The sequence below is a fragment of the Mycobacterium sp. BK086 genome (genome assembly GCA_004362315.1).
In the GTDB taxonomy this organism is placed as follows: Bacteria; Actinomycetota; Actinomycetes; order Mycobacteriales; family Mycobacteriaceae; genus Mycobacterium.
The window spans coordinates 1,898,860-1,917,513 of the sequence record SNWL01000003.1; the positions used below are offsets into that span (position 1 = coordinate 1,898,860).

Below are 18,654 nucleotides of genomic sequence, written 5' to 3' on the forward strand. Positions count from 1 at the left end.
ATGCGTACCGGAATCTTTCTGGACTATTCGGGCGGCTTCCGCGAGGCCGTCGAGCACATCGTGGTGTTGGAGAAGGCCGGGGTGGATATCGCCCTGGTCGCCGAGGCCTACTCCTATGACGCCGTCAGCCAGCTGGGCTATCTGGCAGCCAAGACCTCGACCATCGAGCTGGGCTCGGGCGTCTTCCCCATCTACACCCGAACGCCGTCGCTGCTGGCGATGACGGCCGCAGGCCTGGACTTCGTGTCCGACGGCCGCTTCCGGCTCGGTATCGGCACCTCCGGCCCGCAGGTGGTGGAGGGATTTCACGGAGTGCCGTTCGACGCGCCGCTCGGCCGCACCCGCGAGGTCGTCGACATCTGCCGGCAGGTCTGGCGCCGCGAACGGGTGCAGCACCAGGGCCGCAGCTACCAGATCCCGCTACCCGCCGACAAGGGCACCGGTTTGGGCAAGCCGCTCCAGATCATCAATCACCCTGTGCGCGAGCGGATTCCGATCACGATCGCCGCGCTTGGCCCCAAGAACGTCGAGCTGACCGCCGAGATCGCCGAGGGCTGGCAGCCGGTGTTCTTCTATCCGGAGAAGGCCGACGACGTCTGGGGTGACGCGCTGCGGGCCGGAAAAGCCAAGCGCGACAGCCAACTCGGTGAGCTCGACGTGATGGTCGGAGTCTCGCTGGCCATCGGCGACGACGTCGAAGAGCGGCTGAACTGGGCCAAGCCGCATCTGGCGCTCTACATCGGCGGCATGGGCGCGCGGGGCCAGAACTTCTATCACAAGCTCGCGACACGGTACGGGTACGGCGAGGTGGCCGACCACATCCAGGACCTGTTCCTGTCCGGCCGCAAGGCCGAGGCGATTGCCGCGGTGCCCGACGACTTGGTGCGCCAGGTGAACCTGATCGGCCCGCGCGGATTCGTCAAGGAACGCATCGCCGCCATGGCAGAGGCCGGCGTCACCACCCTGTTGGCCACACCGACCACCACCGATGCCGCCGAATACATCAAGTGGGTCGAGGAATTGCAGCAGTTGCTGCCCTGATCACCGGTGGGCGCGCGGTCCGCTGCTCATCGGCCGGGCGCAGCAGCCGGCGCTGAGACGCGGGCACCACTGGGCGTTCTCGGTCGGCGGTCACTGGCCGACCTGCGCCAGCTCATCGGCGGCGATCTCGCAGGGCGTCTGCTCGCCGGGTGGCGCGGGCTGCTCGGCGGCTAGCGATTCCGGAGCCTCCGGAGGCGGTGGCGGGGCCGGCTCAGCGTCGGCGGCAGGCGGTTCCTCGACCGGCTCCGGTTCGTCGACGACCGCTTCCTCGGCAACGGGAACCTCTTCGGGCACAGCCTCTTCGGCGACCGGTTCGACGACCTCATCGTCGGACGTGTCCTCGCCCTGCTCGACGGGGTCGTCGAGCTCAGGCACGTCATCGCTGGCGGGGGCGTCGGGCAGCCCCTCGAACAGTCCGCCCAGCGCGTCGGCGATCTGGCCCACCAGGCCCGACAGGCCGCCGGTGGCGTCGGGCATCGCGGGCATGGTGGGCATCGACGGCATGCCGGCCGGCGCCTCCGACGCTGGCTGGGATGGAAGTGGTTGGGTTACCGGGGTTTCCGAAGTCGGCTGCGACGGCGCGGGTGCGGGTGGCGGTTCAGCGACGGGCGACGACACCAACGGGGCAGGTTCGACAGACGCGGCGGCAGGCACGGTCCGCGCGGCGGCCGGTACCGGATCAGGCGACAGAACAGCTGGCCCACCGAAAGGTCCGGGCACGTCGAAATGTGCTGCCGGAGCGGCATTCAACTGCCGCACCGCCTCCTCGTAGGCGGCCTCCACCGCTGCGGTCGCCGAGCGCATCGCCGCCACCCATTCGGTGCGGATGTCGGCGTCGACGTAGGGGGTGATCTGATGTGTCACCGTCTCGATCGCCTCGTCGCGGCCTGCTCCCCCACTCGTCACGGTGGCCGCGGCGGCCAGCCATGCCGGCCGCTCACCGGCGCGGCGGTCGTCGATCGCCACTGCCGCACCGACCTTTTCGTCGACCAGCCGGCCCAAGCCGTCGCGCAGTACCTCGCAGGCGACAGCCGCCGCATGGACGGCGCGGGCCACCTCTGCCGCGGAAGCACAGTGCCGGTCGAGGAAGTCGGCAGCCACCGAACCAGACTGCCCCGCCCACGCCGCCGACACCGTCGCCAACCCGTCACGCGCCAGGCGCACCGCCTCGTCGGCGGCAGCGGCTGCCCCACGCAACGCCGTACAATCCGCGTCCAGTGCACGCAGCTCCAAACCTTCTTCGCTGCAATACCATTCGACAACCTGCGCTCCATGCGCCGTCAGGTCCGGATGCCGGTATCCGATCGCATGACAAGCCGACACGTATGCCTGCGTGTTGGCCACCGACGCCTGTCCCTGCGCCAGCCGAGCCGCGACGTCGACGGTCATCGGCCAGCCGCACGCAGTTCGGCGTCTCCGTAGCGGTCCGCGGTGACCCGCAGTGTGGCGGCGACTTCCTCAGTGGCGCGCGACCATTGGGCCACTCCGGCGGCCAACCGGTCCAACGACGAGCGCACTGCGTCGCCGTGGGCGGTATACGCCCGCCCGGCCACGCTCCCGTCGAAGTGCAATCGGCTCAGCGCCGCTCCGCCGAGCGCATCGGCCGCGGCGTCGAAGCGTTGCGCGGCAGCGCGCAGCGCCGCGGTGTCCACGCGTGTGTTGCCCATATCCGGGTATGACGCAGCAACCTGGCGTCCGGTTCCCAGATGGGTGAAATCAGCCTTCGGCGCTGACCGATTCGGCGATGCGAACCGCCAGTTGCCGAGCGGTGTCCTCGTCGGCGGCTTCCACCATGACGCGCACCATCTGTTCGGTTCCCGACGGGCGCAACAGAATTCGACCGGTATCCCCGAGCTCGGCCTCAGCTTCGCGCACCGCGCTCTGCACCGCCGGCGCCTCGGCCACCGTCGCCTTGTCGGCAACCTCGACATTGATCAGAACCTGCGGCATGGTCTGCATGGGCGCGGCCAGCTCGGCCAGCGACAGGCCGGTCTGCGCCATCCGCGCCATCAGCCGCAACCCGGTGGCGATACCGTCGCCGGTGGTCCCCAACGCGGGCATCACGATGTGACCTGACTGCTCGCCGCCCAGGGTGTACTCGCCGGCGCGCAGTTCTTCCAAGACGTAACGGTCGCCAACACCGGTGGTGCGCACCGCGATACCGGCCTCGCGCATGGCGATGTGCAAACCGAGGTTGCTCATCACCGTGGCAACCAGGGTTTCCGACGCCAGCTCGCCGGCGTCGCGCATGGCCAGCGCCAGGATCACCATGATGGCGTCGCCGTCGACCACGTTTCCGGCCGCATCGACTGCCAGGCAGCGGTCGGCGTCACCGTCATGGGCCAGTCCGATATCGGCGCGGTGGGCCAGCACCGCGGCCTGCACCTGATCCAGATGCGTCGAGCCGCAGCCGTCGTTGATATTGAGGCCGTCGGGCTCGGCGTTGATGGCGATGACCCGCGCACCCGCGGCGTGATAGGCGCGCGGTGCCGCCTGGAACGCGGCGCCGTGGGCGCAGTCCACGACCACCGTCAGCCCGTCGAGTCGGACCGGGGCGGCGGCGCGGACGTGATGCAGGTAGCGCTCCAGTGCGTCACTGGCGTCCACGACCCGGCCGATCTCGGCGCCGACCGGGCGCAGTCCCGGCCCCTGAGCGACGAGTTCTTCGATGCGGTCCTCGGTGTCGTCGTCGAGCTTGTGGCCACCGGGGCCGAAGATCTTGATGCCGTTATCGGGCATCGGGTTGTGCGAGGCGGAGATCATCACGCCGAAGTCGGCGCCGTAGGCAGCCGTGAGATGGGCCACCGCGGGAGTGGGCAACACTCCGACCCGCAGCGCATCCACTCCTTCGCTGGTGACACCGGCGATCACTGCCGCCTCGAGCATCTCGCCACTGGCCCGCGGATCCCGGCCGATGACCGCCACCCGCCGTCCAGAAGTTGTCGTCACCGCGAGGCGGCGCGCAGCAGCCGCACCCAGCGCCAAACCCAGCTCAGCAGTCAGTTCTCGGTTGGCGACGCCTCGGACACCATCGGTCCCGAACAGTCGACCCATGCGGACAAACCTCTCACAACTAGCGGCTCAAGACACAACCGATGAGGTTAACCGCCGTGTCGCCGCCAAACCGACACACCGCCGAGACGGCCAGATAGCAAACACTGCCCGCACCAGGTCTAGGTGCGGGCAGTGCGTACTGCTAGCTAGTTACCGGCTACCGGTCATCGGCAGCTCGGCCGACGGCGCAGCACCCGGCGCCGTGGCCGGTGCGGTCGACGTCGCTGTCGAGCCGATGCCCGATGCGCCGTGGCTCTGCGGCACGATGTCCGAGTTACCCGGGCCGGCCTGGGTGAACGTGTAGCTCACCCCGGTGGTGCTGCTGGCGCAAACCGGCACGGACTCGACCTGGTTGCTGGCCAGCTGGGGAAGCTTCGACGACAGGTCGTCGCTCGGGCACACGCTCGTTGCCAGGGTCTGCGCGCTGCTCAGCGACACATTCTGGATGGTGCCCAGTTGCTCGCCGTTGACGGTGAGCCCCACATTGAGCTCGCCACCGGCCACCGGCTGGGGCGCCTGGGGCAGCTGCGGAGCATCCGGAGCCGCGCTCGCCAGGCCGAAGCCGCCCGCGACGAGCAGCGATCCGCCGAGTACCGCACCTGCGGCAGTCTTCGTCCACATGTTCATGTTCGCTCCATTTCTTCCTGTGGTTGGCAGGGAGTCAGAGCTGCGGGAATGAGCCCCTCACAGCCCCGAAGGAGGGCACCGACCCCCCGTAAGGGTCCCGCCTCCTACCTCGGGCAGCCGGCGTCGCCGCCGGCTCCAAGCAGCGTTGCCGAAGAGCCACGGGCTCAAACCGAAACTTAATAATTCGTCGCAGTAGGCGTTCTGAGCAGGCCCGTCGCGGTGTGACCCAGGCCACAAAAAAACTCGCCGGACGCCTCCAGTGGAAACTGGACGACGCCCGGCGAGCCGTTGCGTATGCGTACGCGGCAGATCAGCGCTTGCTGTACTGCGGCGCCTTGCGGGCCTTCTTGAGGCCGTACTTCTTGCGCTCGATGGCACGCGGGTCACGCGTGAGGAAGCCGGCCTTCTTCAGGGCCGGACGGTCCTCAGGCTGCACCAGGATCAGCGCACGGGCGATCGCGAGGCGAAGCGCACCGGCCTGACCCGAGGGGCCGCCGCCGTCGAGGTGGGCGTAGATGTCGAAGCTGTCCACCCGGTCGACGGTCACCAGCGGAGCCTTGATCAGCTGCTGGTGCACCTTGTTCGGGAAGTAGGCCTCGAGGCTGCGGCCATCCAGGTTGAACTGGCCGGTGCCCGGCACCAGCCGGACACGCACCACGGCCTCCTTGCGGCGGCCGACGGTCTGAATGGGACGGTCGATGATGATCGGCGCACGCGGTGCGGCCTCGACGGCGACCTCGACGTCTTCGACGACCTCGGTAGCCTCGGGGGCCGCGGTCTCTTCAGCCTCAGTCACCTCGACCTCAGTCACGTCTTCTGTCGTTTCGCTCACTGCGCCACCTGCTTGATCTCGAACGGAATCGGCTGCTGCGCGGCGTGCGGGTGATCCGGGCCGGCGTAGACCTTGAGCTTCTTCTGGATCTGCCGGCTGAGCTTGTTGTGCGGCAGCATCCCGACGATGGCGTTCTCGACCACGCGGTCGGCGTGCTTGGCCATCTCGTCACCAAGGGTGCGGGCCCGCAGACCACCGGGGTAACCCGAGTGACGGTAGGCCATCTTGGTCTGGAGTTTGTCGCCACTGACGGCGATCTTGTCGGCGTTGATGACGATGACGAAATCGCCACCGTCGACATTCGGCGTGAACGTCGGCTTGTGCTTGCCGCGCAACAGATTTGCTGCCGCGACGGCGAGCCGGCCGAGCACCACGTCGGTGGCATCGATGACGTACCACGAACGCGTGGTGTCACCTGCCTTCGGCGTGTACGTAGGCACAGCGCTACCTTCTTTTCTTCTAGGGTGAGTCCCGGTGTGAACCGGGTGCCGGTCGAGACGCGACGGTCGGGGTTGCTTCTCGGCGACCAACACTGACCCGAGAACCCGGCTTACCCCGCGGTGCGAAACCGCGGCGTACCGCACGCCAACGTGGCAGCTTACCTGCGACGATCCGGGCAGGTCAAAACGCCGATGACCGCTCGTACGCGACGTTGGCGACGGCGCGGACGTAGTCGGTTCCGCCGGCGTCGCTCATGGTGGCCGACACCGTCCCCATCCGGCGCCCGACCCGCTCGGTAGTGGTGGCCAGCGTGAGAGATCTGCCGTCCACCGGCGGCGACCGGAAATAGAAAACACTCAGGTCAGCCAGGGTGTAGCGGTCGCCGGGACCGGTGTGGGCCTGCCCGGCCAGCGAGCAAGCCTGCCCGATGAGCGAGGCGATGACACCGCCCTGGATGGCGCCGAGCGGGTTGGCCATCCATTGCTGCGGTTCGACGGTCATCACCGGTTCGTCTTGCAGGTCCACGGTCATGGCCAGTAGTTCGCACAGCGGTCCGCGGGCGATCTGGCCGCGGCTGATCACGGTCAAGATGCGCCGGCCGTCCCAGTCGGGGTCGATGGCCGAGACGGTGGTGTCGACGTCGGGCGGGGTGGGCAGTGTTTCGACGGGTTGCCCGATGGCGTCCTTGTCCAGAGCGCGCAGCGCCTCGGTGCTGCGGCCGACGCGGACAGCGCGGGCCACTCCGGAGCAGACGACCTCGTGGGAGCCGTTGGTGATGGTCATCGTGGCGGTGCCGTGCGCGTCGTCGTGGTGGGCCATCGCCGAGACGGCCTGCAGCCGATCCCCCACTTTCGGCCGCGCCCCGGCGGTCATCGCCAGCCAGGACTGCACGGTGGCGACCGGCTCGGCGAAGGTGTACCAGTAGGCGCCGCTGGTGACCGACTCGGCCATCACGGCGTAGGCGGGCATCTCCAGCAGACCGCGGTGGTCGACGAGGGTCTGCGTCACGTCCTGAGCCAGCGAGATACCGGCCTCGCTGACCCGCGTGAAGCCGACGCAGAAGACCGACTGCGGTCCGTTAGGTGTGCTCATCAAGTGGCATCCTGGCAGACGGCCGGCAGCATCGCCCGGTTGAGGTCCCGGTGTGCAGACCCGGGACCGCCGGTTATAGGGGGCTGCGCCCGGAGAACGCCACAACCCGCTGGGTGGCGGTGGCGCCGTTCGCCGGGTTGACCTCCGCACCGAAGAGCTCTTGCTGGCGCAGCGGCGGAACCAGTTGCTGTCCGACCGCTTCGGCCAATTCGGCTTCGGCGTCGTCGAATTCGACCCGCCGGCCCAACGCCCGCGCCAGGTCCCAGCTGTGCAAGAGCGTGGAGTAGGTGACGATCCCGATGGCCTGGCCGGCCGGCATCTCACCGAGGACGCTCGTGACGGGCGCCTGCCAATCGGCGATCGTCGCCCAGGCTCGGTGCGAGCGCTCTACGGACCGTTGGACCACCGCCAGCGGGTCGCCGCCGAGGATGTCGGCTCCGCTGAACAGTTCCTGCTCGGTCGGACCGCTTCCGCCGTCCGCGGCGGCGGAGAATGCGTCGATCGACGCGACGGTGTGGCTGAGCAGCGACCGCACGTTCCATTCCGAGCACGGGCTCGGCAGATCCAGGTCGTCCATGCCGAGTCCGGTCATGAGACCGACCAGGCGGGCATCAGCGCGGTGCAGTAGTTCCAGCGAATCCATTGAGCGGACCCTCCAATTCTAACGTTTGCGTCTTGCTTTTGACGTTAGCCTTCTTACTCGGCCGAAACTAACGCTGTCAAGACCCTGATAGCATTAGCCGGATGGATGCGCGGTCGCGGATGGAAAAAGCGCAGGCGGCCGGCCTGATCGTGGCGGGCGAGCCGCTGGCCATTGACCTGGCCGACACGATCATCACGAGCACCGATCCGGCTACCGACCTACTGCCCGATGAAGCGACCTGCCGGCTGTGGTGGGGCCTGCAACAAGACCGGCTCCCCGACGAGGCGGCCACGCCGACGCTGGCCGTCACCGTCGAACTCCGAAGTGCGGTGCGCGAACTCCTCGATGCGCAGGTCGCCGTGACCGTGCCCGATCCGGCGGCGGTCGCCTACGTCAACGAGGTCGCCGCCAGGGTGAGCGCCACCCGGCGTCTCGAGCACACCCGGAGCGGCTGGACGACAGTCACCGCTCACCACGCGACCGCCAACCGCCGCTACGACATCGCGCTCGGCGCCGTCACCGACAGCCTGATGGATCTCCTCACCGGGCCGGCACATGACCGGCTGCGTCGGTGCCAAAATCCGGTCTGCAGCATGCTTTTCGTCGCCTCCGACGCCCGCCGCAGATTCTGCACCCAGAACATCTGCGCCAACCGAACGCGGGTGGCACGCCACTACCAGCGCCACCACCGGGGTTAATTCGCTTTCCCAGTCACGATCGACTGTGGTCCGATTGGGCATGGCGCATATCTGGCCGCTGTTCGATCTGCAGGTGGTGACACCGCGGGTCGTGCTGCGCTATGTCGACGACGAGCTGGGCGTGCAGCTGGCGACGTTGGCGGCCAAGGGTATTCACGACCCGGCGACCATGCCGTTCAGTGAGCCGTGGACGGACGTGCCCTCCCCACAGCTGGAGCGCAACAGCCTGCAGTACTACTGGCGCAACCGCGCCGAGGCCTCGCCCGCGCGGTGGAACCTGAACTTGGCGGTGTTGGTCGACGACGCGGTGGTGGGCATGTGTTCGGTTCACGCCGAGGACTTTCCGCGCAACCGGAGCCTGACCACCGGCTCGTGGCTGGGCCTCGCACACCAGGGGCACGGGCTTGGCAAGGAACTCCGGCAGGCCGCCCTGCACCTGATCTTTGCGGGCTTCGACGCCGATGTCGCGATCACCCGGGCCTGGCATGACAACGCCGCGTCACTGGCGGTCACGCGCTCGCTGCCCTATGTCGAGACGGGCACCACCGTCGAGGACCGACGCGACCGCCCCGACACCATGGTCGGATTCGCCATGACGCCGGGGCGGTGGGCCACGATCCGACGCGACGACATTCGTCTGGTCGGCGTCGAGGCCGTTCGCGGGTTGCTCGAAACTCAGCGGTAGTCGATGACGACGCGGCCGTCGATCTGGCCACGCTCCATCCGACCGAACACCTCGTTGATGTCATCGAGCGTGGCCGCTTCGACGGTGGGATGGATCAGGCCGCGCGCGTAGAAGTCCAGCGCCTCGGCCATGTCCTGGCGGGTGCCGACGATCGAACCGCGAATCGTCAAGCCCTTCAACACAATATCGAAGATCGGGGCCGGGAAGTCGCCGGGCGGCAGGCCGTTGAAGACGATGGTCCCGCCGCGCCGGGTCAGGCCGATCGCCTGGCCGAACGCCTGCGGATGCACCGCGGTCACCAATACCCCGTGCACGCCGCCGGTGGCCTTCTGCACCTCCTCGACGACATCGGAGGTCTTGGCGTTCACGGTGACCTCCGCGCCGAGCCGGGCGGCCAGCGCCAGTTTGGCGTCGTCGATGTCGACCGCCACCACCCGCAGTCCCATCGCGCGGGCGTACTGCACGGCGATGTGGCCCAAGCCGCCGATCCCGGAGATCGCCACCCATTGGCCGGGGCGGGTGTCGGTGACCTTGAGGCCCTTGTAGACCGTGACGCCGGCGCACAGGATCGGTGCGACTTCGAGCGGGTCGACGCCGTCCGGAATCCGCGCGGCGTAGGCCGCATTCACCAGCATGTAGGTGCCGAAGCTGCCGTTGACGCTGTAGCCGCCGTTCTGCTGGCTCTCGCACAGCGTTTCCCAGCCGGTGCGGCAGTATTCGCAGCTGCCGCAAGCCGACCACAGCCACGCATTGCCGACCTTGTCGCCGAGCTTGAGGTCGGTGACACCCTCGCCGAGTGCGACGACGGTGCCGTAGCCCTCATGGCCCGGAATGAACGGCGGTGCCGGCTTGACGGGCCAATCACCATGGGCGGCATGCAGATCGGTGTGGCAGACCCCCGAGGTCTCCAGCTTGACCAGCGCCTCCCCGTGACCGGGGGTCGGTAGATCGAGGTCGGCGACCTGCAGGGGTGCACCGAATTCGGTGACGACGGCAGCGCGCATGGTGTCGGTGTCGGTCGAGGCGGCGCGTGCGCCCAGTGTCTGAGTCATGATGAATTCCTTTCGAGTTGTGGTGATTTCGGCGCGGTTTCGTTCGCTGAGCGGCGGTTAGCGCGCCGAAATCGCGGGATCAGAAGAAGCCCTGGGCCTTGTTGGAGTACGAGACGAGCAGGTTCTTGGTCTGCTGGTAGTGGTCGAGCATCATCAGGTGGTTTTCCCGCCCGATACCGGACTGCTTGTAGCCGCCGAACGCGGCGTGCGCGGGGTACTGGTGATAGCAGTTCGTCCAGACGCGGCCGGCTTTGATGTCCCGTCCGGCGCGGTAGGCGGTGTTGCCGTTGCGACTCCACACGCCCGCACCCAAGCCGTAAAGGGTGTCGTTGGCGATGTCGATGGCGTCGGCGTAATCGGTGAACGACGTGACGGCGACGACGGGTCCGAAGATCTCTTCTTGGAAGATCCGCATGGTGTTGTCGCCGGTGAAGATCGTCGGCTGCACGTAGTAGCCGCCGTTGAGGTCACCGCCGAGCTGGGCACGCTCACCACCGGTGATGACTTGGGCGCCTTCGCTTTTCCCGATCTCGATGTACGACAAGATCTTTTCCAGTTGGTCGTTGGAGGCCTGGGCGCCGATCATGGTCTCGGTGTCCAGTGGATCGCCCTGCCGGACGGCCTTGGTGCGGATGGCGGCCATAGCGAGGAACTCGTCGTAGATGTCGGCCTGGATCAGGCTGCGCGACGGGCAGGTGCAGACTTCGCCTTGGTTGAGGGCGAACATCGTGAAGCCCTCGAGGGCCTTGTCCTGGTAGTCGTCGTTGGCGGCGAGGACGTCGGAGAAGAAGATGTTGGGGCTCTTGCCACCGAGCTCGAGGGTGACCGGGATCAGGTTCTGGCTGGCGTACTGCATGATCAGCCGGCCGGTGGTGGTCTCACCGGTGAACGCGATCTTGGCGATCCGGTTCGACGATGCCAGCGGTTTGCCCGCCTCGACACCAAAACCGTTGACCACGTTGACGACTCCGGGCGGAAGGAGGTCACCGATGAGCGACATCAGGTACAACACCGAGACGGGCGTCTGCTCGGCGGGCTTTAGCACCACCGCATTTCCGGCGGCCAGGGCGGGTGCCAGTTTCCACACGGCCATCAGGATCGGGAAGTTCCACGGGATGATCTGGCCGACGACGCCGAGCGGCTCGTGGAAGTGGTAGGCGACGGTGTCCTCGTCGATCTGGGACAGGGCGCCTTCCTGTGCGCGGATGGCCGCCGCGAAATAGCGAAAGTGGTCGACTGCCAACGGAATATCGGCGTTGAGGGTTTCCCGGATCGGCTTGCCGTTGTCCCAGGATTCGGCCAGCGCGATCGCCTCCAGATTGGCCTCGATGCGATCGGCGATCTTGTTCAGGATCAACGCGCGCTCACCGGCCGAGGTCTTGCCCCAGGCCGGGGCGGCGGCGTGTGCGGCATCCAGCGCCAGGTCGATGTCGGCCGCCGTCGAGCGAGCCACCTCACAGAACACCTCACCGGTCACCGGCGTGCGATTCTCGAAGTACTCGCCACCCACCGGCGCGGTCCATTCGCCGCCGATGAAGTTGTCGTAGCGGGCCGCAAACGACATCACGGAGCCTTCGGCACCGGGCCTCGCATATACGGTCATGGCGTTCTCCTGCCTGTTCAAGACGACGAAATGTGTCGGTCGTCACTGAAACTAGGCAGTGCGGGGTTGCAGCACGGTTGCACGAAACAGTGCACGCTGCAGCCCTGGAATCAGGCCAGGTCGAAGTCCAGTCCGGCCAGCTTGCCGCGGGCTTGGGCCTGCTGCACCGAGCCCGGCAGGGTGCCGTCGTGCAGCGCCCGCCAGCCGTCGCGGTCGTCGCGCCCGTCGGGGCTGTCCAGCCAGCGGCGCAGCACCGCCGGGTCGCCGGTGGACAGTACCGCTCCCCGCAGCGTCATCGTGAGCTCGGTGCGCAGTCGCCCGACGGCTGGTGAGATCGACTGCGGCAGAAGCGGTCCCGGATAGCGGTCGAGTGCAGCGGTGACGTCGCCGGCGTCGAGTGCCTCGTACACCTCGCCGATGTCGGTGGTGATGGGCACCAGCAACCGGTAGGGCCGCGAGTCGATGGCCTCGGCGCCGACGACCTTACGCAGCCGCGACATCTCGGCGCGCACGGTCACCACGTCGAGGTCCTTGTCGTCGAGCAGCATCGCCAGGTGATCGGCGCTCAATCCTTCTGGATGGCGGCTGAGCAGCACCAGGATGTCGGCGTGCCTGCCGGTCAACGTGGTGGACCGCAGATGCCCGAACTCGTCGGTGACCAGCCAGCGCGGGCGTTCGGATCCCAGCACCGCCAGCCGCGGGCGGCGCGGTGCGGTCTCGATCGCCGATCCGGTCAGCCGCAGCAGCGCCAGGTGGCTTTCGACGGCGACGACGGTGGCGCGGACCAGGGCCAGTGCCTGCGGGCTGGCCACCCGTGACCCGCCGGTGAGGTCCAGAGCGCCGAGCAGCGCGCCGGTGCCCGGGTCGTGCACGGGCACCGCGGTGCAGCTCCACGGCTGCACCACCCGAGAGAAGTGTTCGGAGCCGAGAATCTGCAGCTCAGCGTCCACAGCCAGGGCGGTGCCAGGGGCATTGGTGCCGGCGCCGCGCTCACTCCAGTCCGCACCGGGGACGAAGTTCATCGCCTCCGCGCGCCGGCAGGCGCTGCGGTCGCCTTCCACCCAGAGCAGGGTTCCGTCGGCGCCGGTCACCGCGACTACGACGCCGGTGCCGGCCGCGTCGTCGACGAGCAGGCGCCGGATCACCGGCAGGGCCGGCGCCAGTGGATGGGTCTCGCGCAGCCGGGCCAGTTCCTCCCCCACCGGCGAGGGTTGTGCGGCGCCGTCGGGGTCGACGCCTTTGGCGAGGCTGCGTTGCCAGCTCTTGGCGACCACCGGCCGCAGCGCGCTGGATTCCAGATACGAGGCGTCGACTTCGCCGGCGACGAAGAGCTCGTGGACCGCGCGCAGCAGAGCAGACGGCCGAGGGCCACTGGCCCCGGGTCGCGTTGTTCTGGATGTGCCCATCGGCGTTCACACTCCTCGCGCGGTCACGTCGACCGGCGCGTGTGCGGTCACGATACGCCAGATTCGGCGCACAATGCCGCCATCGGTGAGAGTGCTGTGCGGCCCCGTTGGCTCTCCTCCGCGGGGGCCGCACAGACTCTGGGGGCTCGGGGGTCAGCCCCACATCCCAGCGGCGCGGCGATCGGCATCGGCGACGTCGGCCACCCCGTCGCGCACAGCGGCGCCAAGTCTCACGAGGATGTCGTGCAGCGCAGAGGCCGCCTGCTGCCAACTCGCCTGCTCGGCTTGGTAGGCGGCCGCGGCGTCGCGCGTCCATACCTGTTGCAGCGGTGCGATCTGCCGGCTCAGATCGTCGAGTGCGGCGCCGAGCCGGGTTGACGTGCCGTGGATGTCCGCGAGCACCGCCGCGTCGATCTCGGCGAAATCGTAGGAGAGGATGGGGTCCACTTTCGTGCTCCTTGGCTAGAGGCCTGCGGTGACGTCGGCGATCCGCTGCGCATGCGCCTGCGCTGCCTCACGCAGTTCGTGTTCGTTGTTGCGGATCGTGTCGGCGATCCCGGCCAGCGCATGGGACAGCCTGGTGGACTCGGTGTTCCAGTGCGCGACAACGGTCTTGAACCGTGCTGCCGCCAGCCCACCCCACACCGTGGGTGGTACCGATTCCATTCGGGTGATGAACCCCTGCAGCAGAACCCGGATCTCGTCATTGCGGGTGTCTGCGGCCGCGGCGGCGGTACGCATGAGGTCGAAGTCGGTACTCAGTGTCGTCACGGGTTCATCCTTACGGTTGAGTTATGCACGCTGACAAAGGATTCGACGTTCACCGGCGCCCATCGGTTCCCACCAATTCATGTGCCGACTCGATTGCCTTCTCACATGCCTGCGCGACGGTGTCCTCGCGACCAGGTGCGCTCTGGCATCCGACACTGATCCGCGTCGCGCCATCGAGCACCACCGTCCAGCGGATATCGCGGCCGACTCGGACTTCCCGGTAGGTGACGGCGGGACGCCCGCCGCGATGGGCGGCCGGATCGAAGTCGACGAACACGCCGCTGGGCTGCTCGGCGACAGCCAGTCGCAGGACCTGCGCGGTCCGCTCCAATACTTCACCGGGAGAATAGGATTGGGTGACATGCAGAGCGACTGCGGGCTCGGTGGGCGAGTTCACCTGGATGCGCCGCGATCCCGGTCCGGCAGTGATCCGGGTGACCGCCCACTGGGCGGGAATGTGCACACTGATACGACCTTCGACGATGCTGACGGTGTCGGCGACGAGCACCGGATCGCCGGCCCGGCCCGCATTCAGTCCGATGGCGCAGACAGTCAGGACCACCGAGGCGCCCACGAACACCGGGCCGCGCCAGTGCCGCCCAGTCACCAACGGCGGAGGCTCGACCGCCGACGTCGGTACGTCGCGAACTCCGGCGCGCCGCGCGGTCGTCCCGCGCTCGTTCAGAGCTGTGAGCAGGCGGCGGGCATAGTCCGACCCACCGGCCACCCCCGGCGGGGCGTCGACGAGAATTGCCCTCGCGGAATCATTCTCGATGACGTGAGCAGTCTGCATCGGGTCCGCCGTGCGGTCCAGCACCACCGGCGCTTCGGTCGGCTTACTGATCGCGACAACGTCGTCGGCGATCTCGACGACAGTGACCGGGCCACCGTCGGCGATCACAGCCGATCTGGACAACGCACGGACGTCGGTCGCGACAGTCGCCGCGGCATCGACAACGCGCCGCACACGACCCGGCGACCACCACGACGGATACACGACGGTCACCGACGGGCAGCGTGGCTCGACGATCGCCGCGATGACCCGCTGCCACAGATCGGCCACGGCGACCGGGCACTCGCGGAACAGCACCGTCGTATCGTCGATGCCGGCCAATGCCGCAGTCACCATCTCCGGGTCGGCTTCCCCAGCACCCCGAGGCGACAGCGACGTCACGAACGCGGGCCCGACCTCCAGCACAATGCCATTCACATTGCACACCAGCCGATCTGAACCAGCTGTGCCGCCCCACGGGTAACCAGCAGTCCTCGCCCCGGAGGCTGCGCGGCCGCCCGATGGTGCCCGATCAGCACACCCTCCTCGGGGCTTCCGCTCATCAACAGTCCGGCACATCCACTGTCCCGTAACTGCGCCAGAACCGGATCGAACAACGCCCGCGCCGACCCCGCACACCGCCGAGCCACGATGAGGTGCAACCCGATATCGGCTGCGTGCGGCAGCAGAGGGAGCAGTGACGTCAGCGCATCCGGCGTCGTCGCGGAGACCACGTCGTAGTCATCGACCACCACGAACACGTCCGGGCCGGTCCACCACGATCTGGCCTTGAGCTGTCCGATCGGGGTGTCCTGTCCCGGCAGCCTGCCCTGCAACAACGAGACGAGGGCCGATAGCCGAGCAGTGAGGCTCGGTGCCGAGAACGCATAGCCGAATACGTGCGGAGACTCGGCGATACCGATCAGCCCGCGGCGGTAGTCGACCACGAACAACCAGGCCGGCCGAGTCGTTGCGCCCCGCCCGATTTCGCCGCACAACGCCCGCAGCGTCGCAGTCTTGCCGCATTCCCCGTCGCCGAGGATCAACAGGTGTTGCTGCCTGGTGAAGTCGACACCAACCGGCTCGAGGCGGTCTTCGCCGAGGCCGAGCACCGTCCGCTGCGGATCGTCGAGTGCGTGGTCGATAACGGCGGCGAGCTCGACGTGGCCGGGCAAGAGCCGGACCGGTGGGGTGCGCCATGAGTCTGAACGAGCCACTTCGACGCCCTCCGGGGTGGCGATCAGGAAGTGGTGACCCTCGCGGGTGATGCCCCGCCCAGGGCTGTCGATCGGCACGACCGCCGCCTGTTTGCGGTCGATGTCCGAGTCGACGGGATCACCCAGTCGCAGTTCGATTCTCGTACCGAGCTGATCTTTGAGGCCAGGCCGGACATCGGCCCACCGCCCCGCGGTGATGATCACGTGAACACCGAAGGACAAGCCCCGGGCGGCGAAGCCGGTGATCGTCGTCTCGAGATCGGGGAATTCCTCACGCACCGTCGACCAGCCGTCCACGACAAGAAATACGTCACCGTATTCGTCCGCTTCGCTGCGAGATTCACGCGTGGATAAGATCGCGCCGACGTGGCTGACGACGCGCCGCACCAGTTCTCTCTCCTGCCGGCTCGCCACCGATCCCACGTGCGGCACGGGCCGCAGCGCGTCGAGGGTACCCCCGCCGAAATCGAGGCAGTAGAACTGGACCCGGCGAGCTACGTGGCGGCTGGCCAGCGCGGTGATCAACGTGCGCACAGCTGTGGACTTGCCGCTTCGGGGTGCCCCCACGATCGCGACATTGCCGCCTGCCCCACCGAGCTCGACCACCATCGGTGCCCGCCGCTGCTCGAATGGCAGATCGACCAGAGCGATGGCCGCATTCAACTCTGCCCCGGCGGTGTCCAGTTCCGAGAGGTGCGGGGAGCGTGTCAGCGGCGGCAACCACACCTGGTGGGCAGGGTTACCTTGACCCCGAGCCTGTTCGACGATCTGGGTGAACACGGTCGGCCCCCTGCCGCCACCGGTGAGCGGTTCCGGCGTCGGCATCGAGGTGAACAGTCGCACAGGTGGATTCGACGGCGCCGTCGCGACCGGTTGCCGCGTCCGAGCACCGAGGTAGGCGGCCTGGAAGCGGATCAGCCGGCCGTCGCCGGTGCGAAATAACGCGGGTCCCGGCGTCGAGGGCAGGTCGGCGGCATCAGGGACACCGAGAACAGCCCGAGATTCGGCGGCCGTCGAGGTCTTGAGGCAGATGCGGTAGGACAGGTGCGGCTCCAGGCCGCGTAGCCGGCCTTCGTCCAGCCGCTGGCTGGCCAGAAGTAGGTGCACACCCAGGGACCGCCCGACCCTCCCGATCATGGTGAACAGCTCCGCGAAATCCGGCTGGTGGGCCAGCAGTTCGGCGAATTCATCGACAACGATGAACAGTGTCGGTAAGACCGGAAGTGTGGGATCCGCTCCCCGCTGACGTTGATAGGAGCCGAGATTGATGGCGTTACCCGCCCGACGCAACAGGGCTTGGCGACGGTGAATCTCGCCACCGAGTGCCTCTTTCGCCCGAGCCACCAGGTGCGCTTCCTCGGCGAGATTGGTGATGACAGCGGCGACGTGGGGCAAACCGTCCAGGCCGAGGAACGTTGCGCCACCTTTGAAGTCGATGAGCACCAGGTTGAGGTCGTCTGACGAATGCCTGGCGATCATTCCCGCGACGACCGTACGCAGGAGTTCCGACTTTCCCGACCCGGTGGCGCCGATGCACAACCCGTGCGGGCCATAACCGCCGGCGGCGGCCTCCTTGATGTCCAGTTCGACAAGGCCACCATCAGAACCGGTACCGATCGGAACACGCAGCGGGGCAGAACTATCCAATTCCAATGCGGCACACCACCGCTGCAGATCGTCCGGTACGGAATCGCCCCGACGATAGGGAGCCAGCCTGCGTGCGCACATCTGCGCCTGCACCATCGTCACACCATCGGCGGTGGCGAACTGCTCGAGGTGATCGCCACTGCGCACCGACAGACGATCACCGTCGACGTGCAACCGAAGTGCCTCATCGGTGCCCGCCCCGATGACGATGACCGTCAAACCGGGCCTGGCGAGATGCCGGGCATCGGCCCCGTCGGCGATGACCACCAAGGCTTCACCCCGATGCGGAGCCACGTTGTGCGGCAACCACTTCAACCAGTCCCAGTGCTGCCGACGACCATCGCCCACCTCCGCGGCGATGGCCACGACATCGGGGCCGTGCAGCGCAGCGAGCTGGCAGACCATGGCACGCACGAGGCTGCGCGCGCGCTCTTGGTCACCCTCCACCGCGAGCATCCCCACCCCGCGCAGGGCAACCGCGACGGGAGCGTCGTCCACGGTGGAGTGGCACTGGACGAAGCGGCGCAACGCATCAGCGGCGACCGGGTCCAGATCGTCGACCGGCCCGACCGCCGGAACCACAATGCGGCGTGCCAGCCCGAGCCGGCCGAGGCCAACCCGCACATGACAAAAGTCCGAATCGGCGCCGCCACGCTCCCACATGCGCGGCCCGCCGATCAACGTCCACAACGACGCCGGAGCCGGATGCGCCCACAGCAGTGATGCGCGCTGACGTCGCGCCGTGTCGCACAACTGCTCGCTGAGCGAGCCAAGGCCGTCCAGGTAGCGCGTGCGCTGACGGTCGACGTTGCCGCCGGCCCGACGCGCCCCGAGGTGCATCGCCATGCCCACCGCCGATACCAGCATCATCGCCGGAAGCATCAGAGCTGTCGGTCCGCGCGCGACCATCCCCGACGCCCACATCACGGCGCCGACAGCCACCATCGCGCCGATACCCAGAACGGGCACGAATCGGGATATCCCGCCGGTCGACGGGCGCGACGGCAGCGCGTTGACCAGGACATCGTCGGTCGGAAACTGCGGCGCCAGCCGGACGGGCCGATTCATGCAGG

18 protein-coding genes are annotated in these 18,654 nt (G+C 68.0%); 3 read left to right on the plus strand and 15 right to left on the minus strand.

What is annotated here, in order from left to right; all coding sequences use genetic code 11:
- Positions 1–1,041 carry an LLM class F420-dependent oxidoreductase gene (locus tag EV580_RS09430; RefSeq protein WP_133690756.1) on the plus strand — a complete coding sequence of 347 codons (1,041 nt, stop codon included), beginning with the start codon at positions 1–3 and terminating at the stop codon, positions 1,039–1,041.
- A gap of 90 nt (positions 1,042–1,131) precedes the next feature.
- On the opposite strand, the gene EV580_RS09435 is transcribed toward EV580_RS09430, so the two are convergent.
- The 8 genes from EV580_RS09435 to EV580_RS09470 form a co-directional block, all read right to left on the minus strand.
- A complete protein-coding gene (locus tag EV580_RS09435) occupies positions 1,132–2,430 on the minus strand; it encodes a hypothetical protein (protein WP_133690757.1) in 1,299 nt (432 codons plus the stop codon).
- Positions 2,427–2,708, minus strand: a complete 282-nt coding sequence (locus EV580_RS09440) for a type VII secretion target (RefSeq protein ID WP_133690758.1) — start codon at positions 2,706–2,708, stop codon at positions 2,427–2,429. Before EV580_RS09440 ends, EV580_RS09435 begins: the two co-directional genes overlap by 4 nt.
- Positions 2,709–2,757: 49 nt before the next feature.
- Positions 2,758–4,095 (minus strand): phosphoglucosamine mutase, encoded by a 1,338-nt coding sequence (gene glmM, locus EV580_RS09445; RefSeq protein WP_133690759.1) that lies wholly within the window; start codon positions 4,093–4,095, stop codon positions 2,758–2,760.
- Between the two features lie 150 nt (positions 4,096–4,245).
- The gene (locus EV580_RS09450; RefSeq protein WP_133690760.1) at positions 4,246–4,722 is read right to left on the minus strand and encodes a hypothetical protein; all 477 of its coding nucleotides are present in this window, start codon (positions 4,720–4,722) and stop codon (positions 4,246–4,248) included.
- A 310-nt stretch (positions 4,723–5,032) separates the two neighbouring features.
- Entirely contained in the window at positions 5,033–5,428 is a 396-nt protein-coding gene (gene rpsI, locus EV580_RS09455; protein ID WP_286171535.1) for a 30S ribosomal protein S9, read from the minus strand.
- Between the two features lie 122 nt (positions 5,429–5,550).
- On the minus strand, positions 5,551–5,994 hold the full coding sequence (gene rplM / locus EV580_RS09460; RefSeq protein ID WP_133690761.1) for a 50S ribosomal protein L13: 444 nt from the start codon (positions 5,992–5,994) through the stop codon (positions 5,551–5,553).
- Between the two features lie 181 nt (positions 5,995–6,175).
- Positions 6,176–7,087 carry a PaaI family thioesterase gene (locus EV580_RS09465; RefSeq protein ID WP_133690762.1) on the minus strand — a complete coding sequence of 304 codons (912 nt, stop codon included), beginning with the start codon at positions 7,085–7,087 and terminating at the stop codon, positions 6,176–6,178.
- Between the two features lie 73 nt (positions 7,088–7,160).
- The gene (locus EV580_RS09470; RefSeq protein ID WP_133690763.1) at positions 7,161–7,730 is read right to left on the minus strand and encodes a TIGR03086 family metal-binding protein; all 570 of its coding nucleotides are present in this window, start codon (positions 7,728–7,730) and stop codon (positions 7,161–7,163) included.
- Between the two features lie 101 nt (positions 7,731–7,831).
- On the opposite strand from EV580_RS09470, the gene EV580_RS09475 reads away from it, so the two are divergent.
- Both EV580_RS09475 and EV580_RS09480 read left to right on the plus strand, forming a co-directional pair.
- On the plus strand, positions 7,832–8,428 hold the full coding sequence (locus EV580_RS09475) for a CGNR zinc finger domain-containing protein (RefSeq protein ID WP_133690764.1): 597 nt from the start codon (positions 7,832–7,834) through the stop codon (positions 8,426–8,428).
- 40 nt (positions 8,429–8,468) lie between these two features.
- A complete protein-coding gene (locus EV580_RS09480) occupies positions 8,469–9,113 on the plus strand; it encodes a GNAT family N-acetyltransferase (protein ID WP_133690765.1) in 645 nt (214 codons plus the stop codon).
- Here the strand turns inward: EV580_RS09480 and adhP are convergent.
- The 7 genes from adhP to eccCb all read right to left on the minus strand — a co-directional run bounded on the left by adhP (position 9,104) and on the right by eccCb (position 18,649).
- Positions 9,104–10,165: an alcohol dehydrogenase AdhP gene (gene adhP / locus EV580_RS09485; protein ID WP_133690766.1), complete on the minus strand. Its 1,062-nt coding sequence runs from the start codon at positions 10,163–10,165 to the stop codon at positions 9,104–9,106. The two genes, EV580_RS09480 and adhP, sit on opposite strands and share 10 nt — an antisense overlap.
- 79 nt (positions 10,166–10,244) lie before the next feature.
- On the minus strand, positions 10,245–11,768 hold the full coding sequence (gene adh / locus EV580_RS09490) for an aldehyde dehydrogenase (RefSeq protein ID WP_133690767.1): 1,524 nt from the start codon (positions 11,766–11,768) through the stop codon (positions 10,245–10,247).
- 110 nt (positions 11,769–11,878) lie between these two features.
- Positions 11,879–13,174: a helix-turn-helix domain-containing protein gene (locus EV580_RS09495; protein WP_133690768.1), complete on the minus strand. Its 1,296-nt coding sequence runs from the start codon at positions 13,172–13,174 to the stop codon at positions 11,879–11,881.
- 153 nt (positions 13,175–13,327) lie between these two features.
- Positions 13,328–13,621: a WXG100 family type VII secretion target gene (locus tag EV580_RS09500; protein WP_133690769.1), complete on the minus strand. Its 294-nt coding sequence runs from the start codon at positions 13,619–13,621 to the stop codon at positions 13,328–13,330.
- Positions 13,622–13,636: 15 nt separating this feature from the next.
- Positions 13,637–13,936: a WXG100 family type VII secretion target gene (locus tag EV580_RS09505; RefSeq protein WP_183504778.1), complete on the minus strand. Its 300-nt coding sequence runs from the start codon at positions 13,934–13,936 to the stop codon at positions 13,637–13,639.
- A gap of 58 nt (positions 13,937–13,994) precedes the next feature.
- Positions 13,995–15,155 carry a type VII secretion-associated protein gene (locus tag EV580_RS09510; protein WP_133690771.1) on the minus strand — a complete coding sequence of 387 codons (1,161 nt, stop codon included), beginning with the start codon at positions 15,153–15,155 and terminating at the stop codon, positions 13,995–13,997.
- On the minus strand, positions 15,152–18,649 hold the full coding sequence (gene eccCb, locus EV580_RS09515) for a type VII secretion protein EccCb (protein WP_133690772.1): 3,498 nt from the start codon (positions 18,647–18,649) through the stop codon (positions 15,152–15,154). The genes EV580_RS09510 and eccCb overlap by 4 nt, the downstream gene beginning before the upstream one ends.
- Between the last annotated feature and the right edge of the window lie 5 nt (positions 18,650–18,654).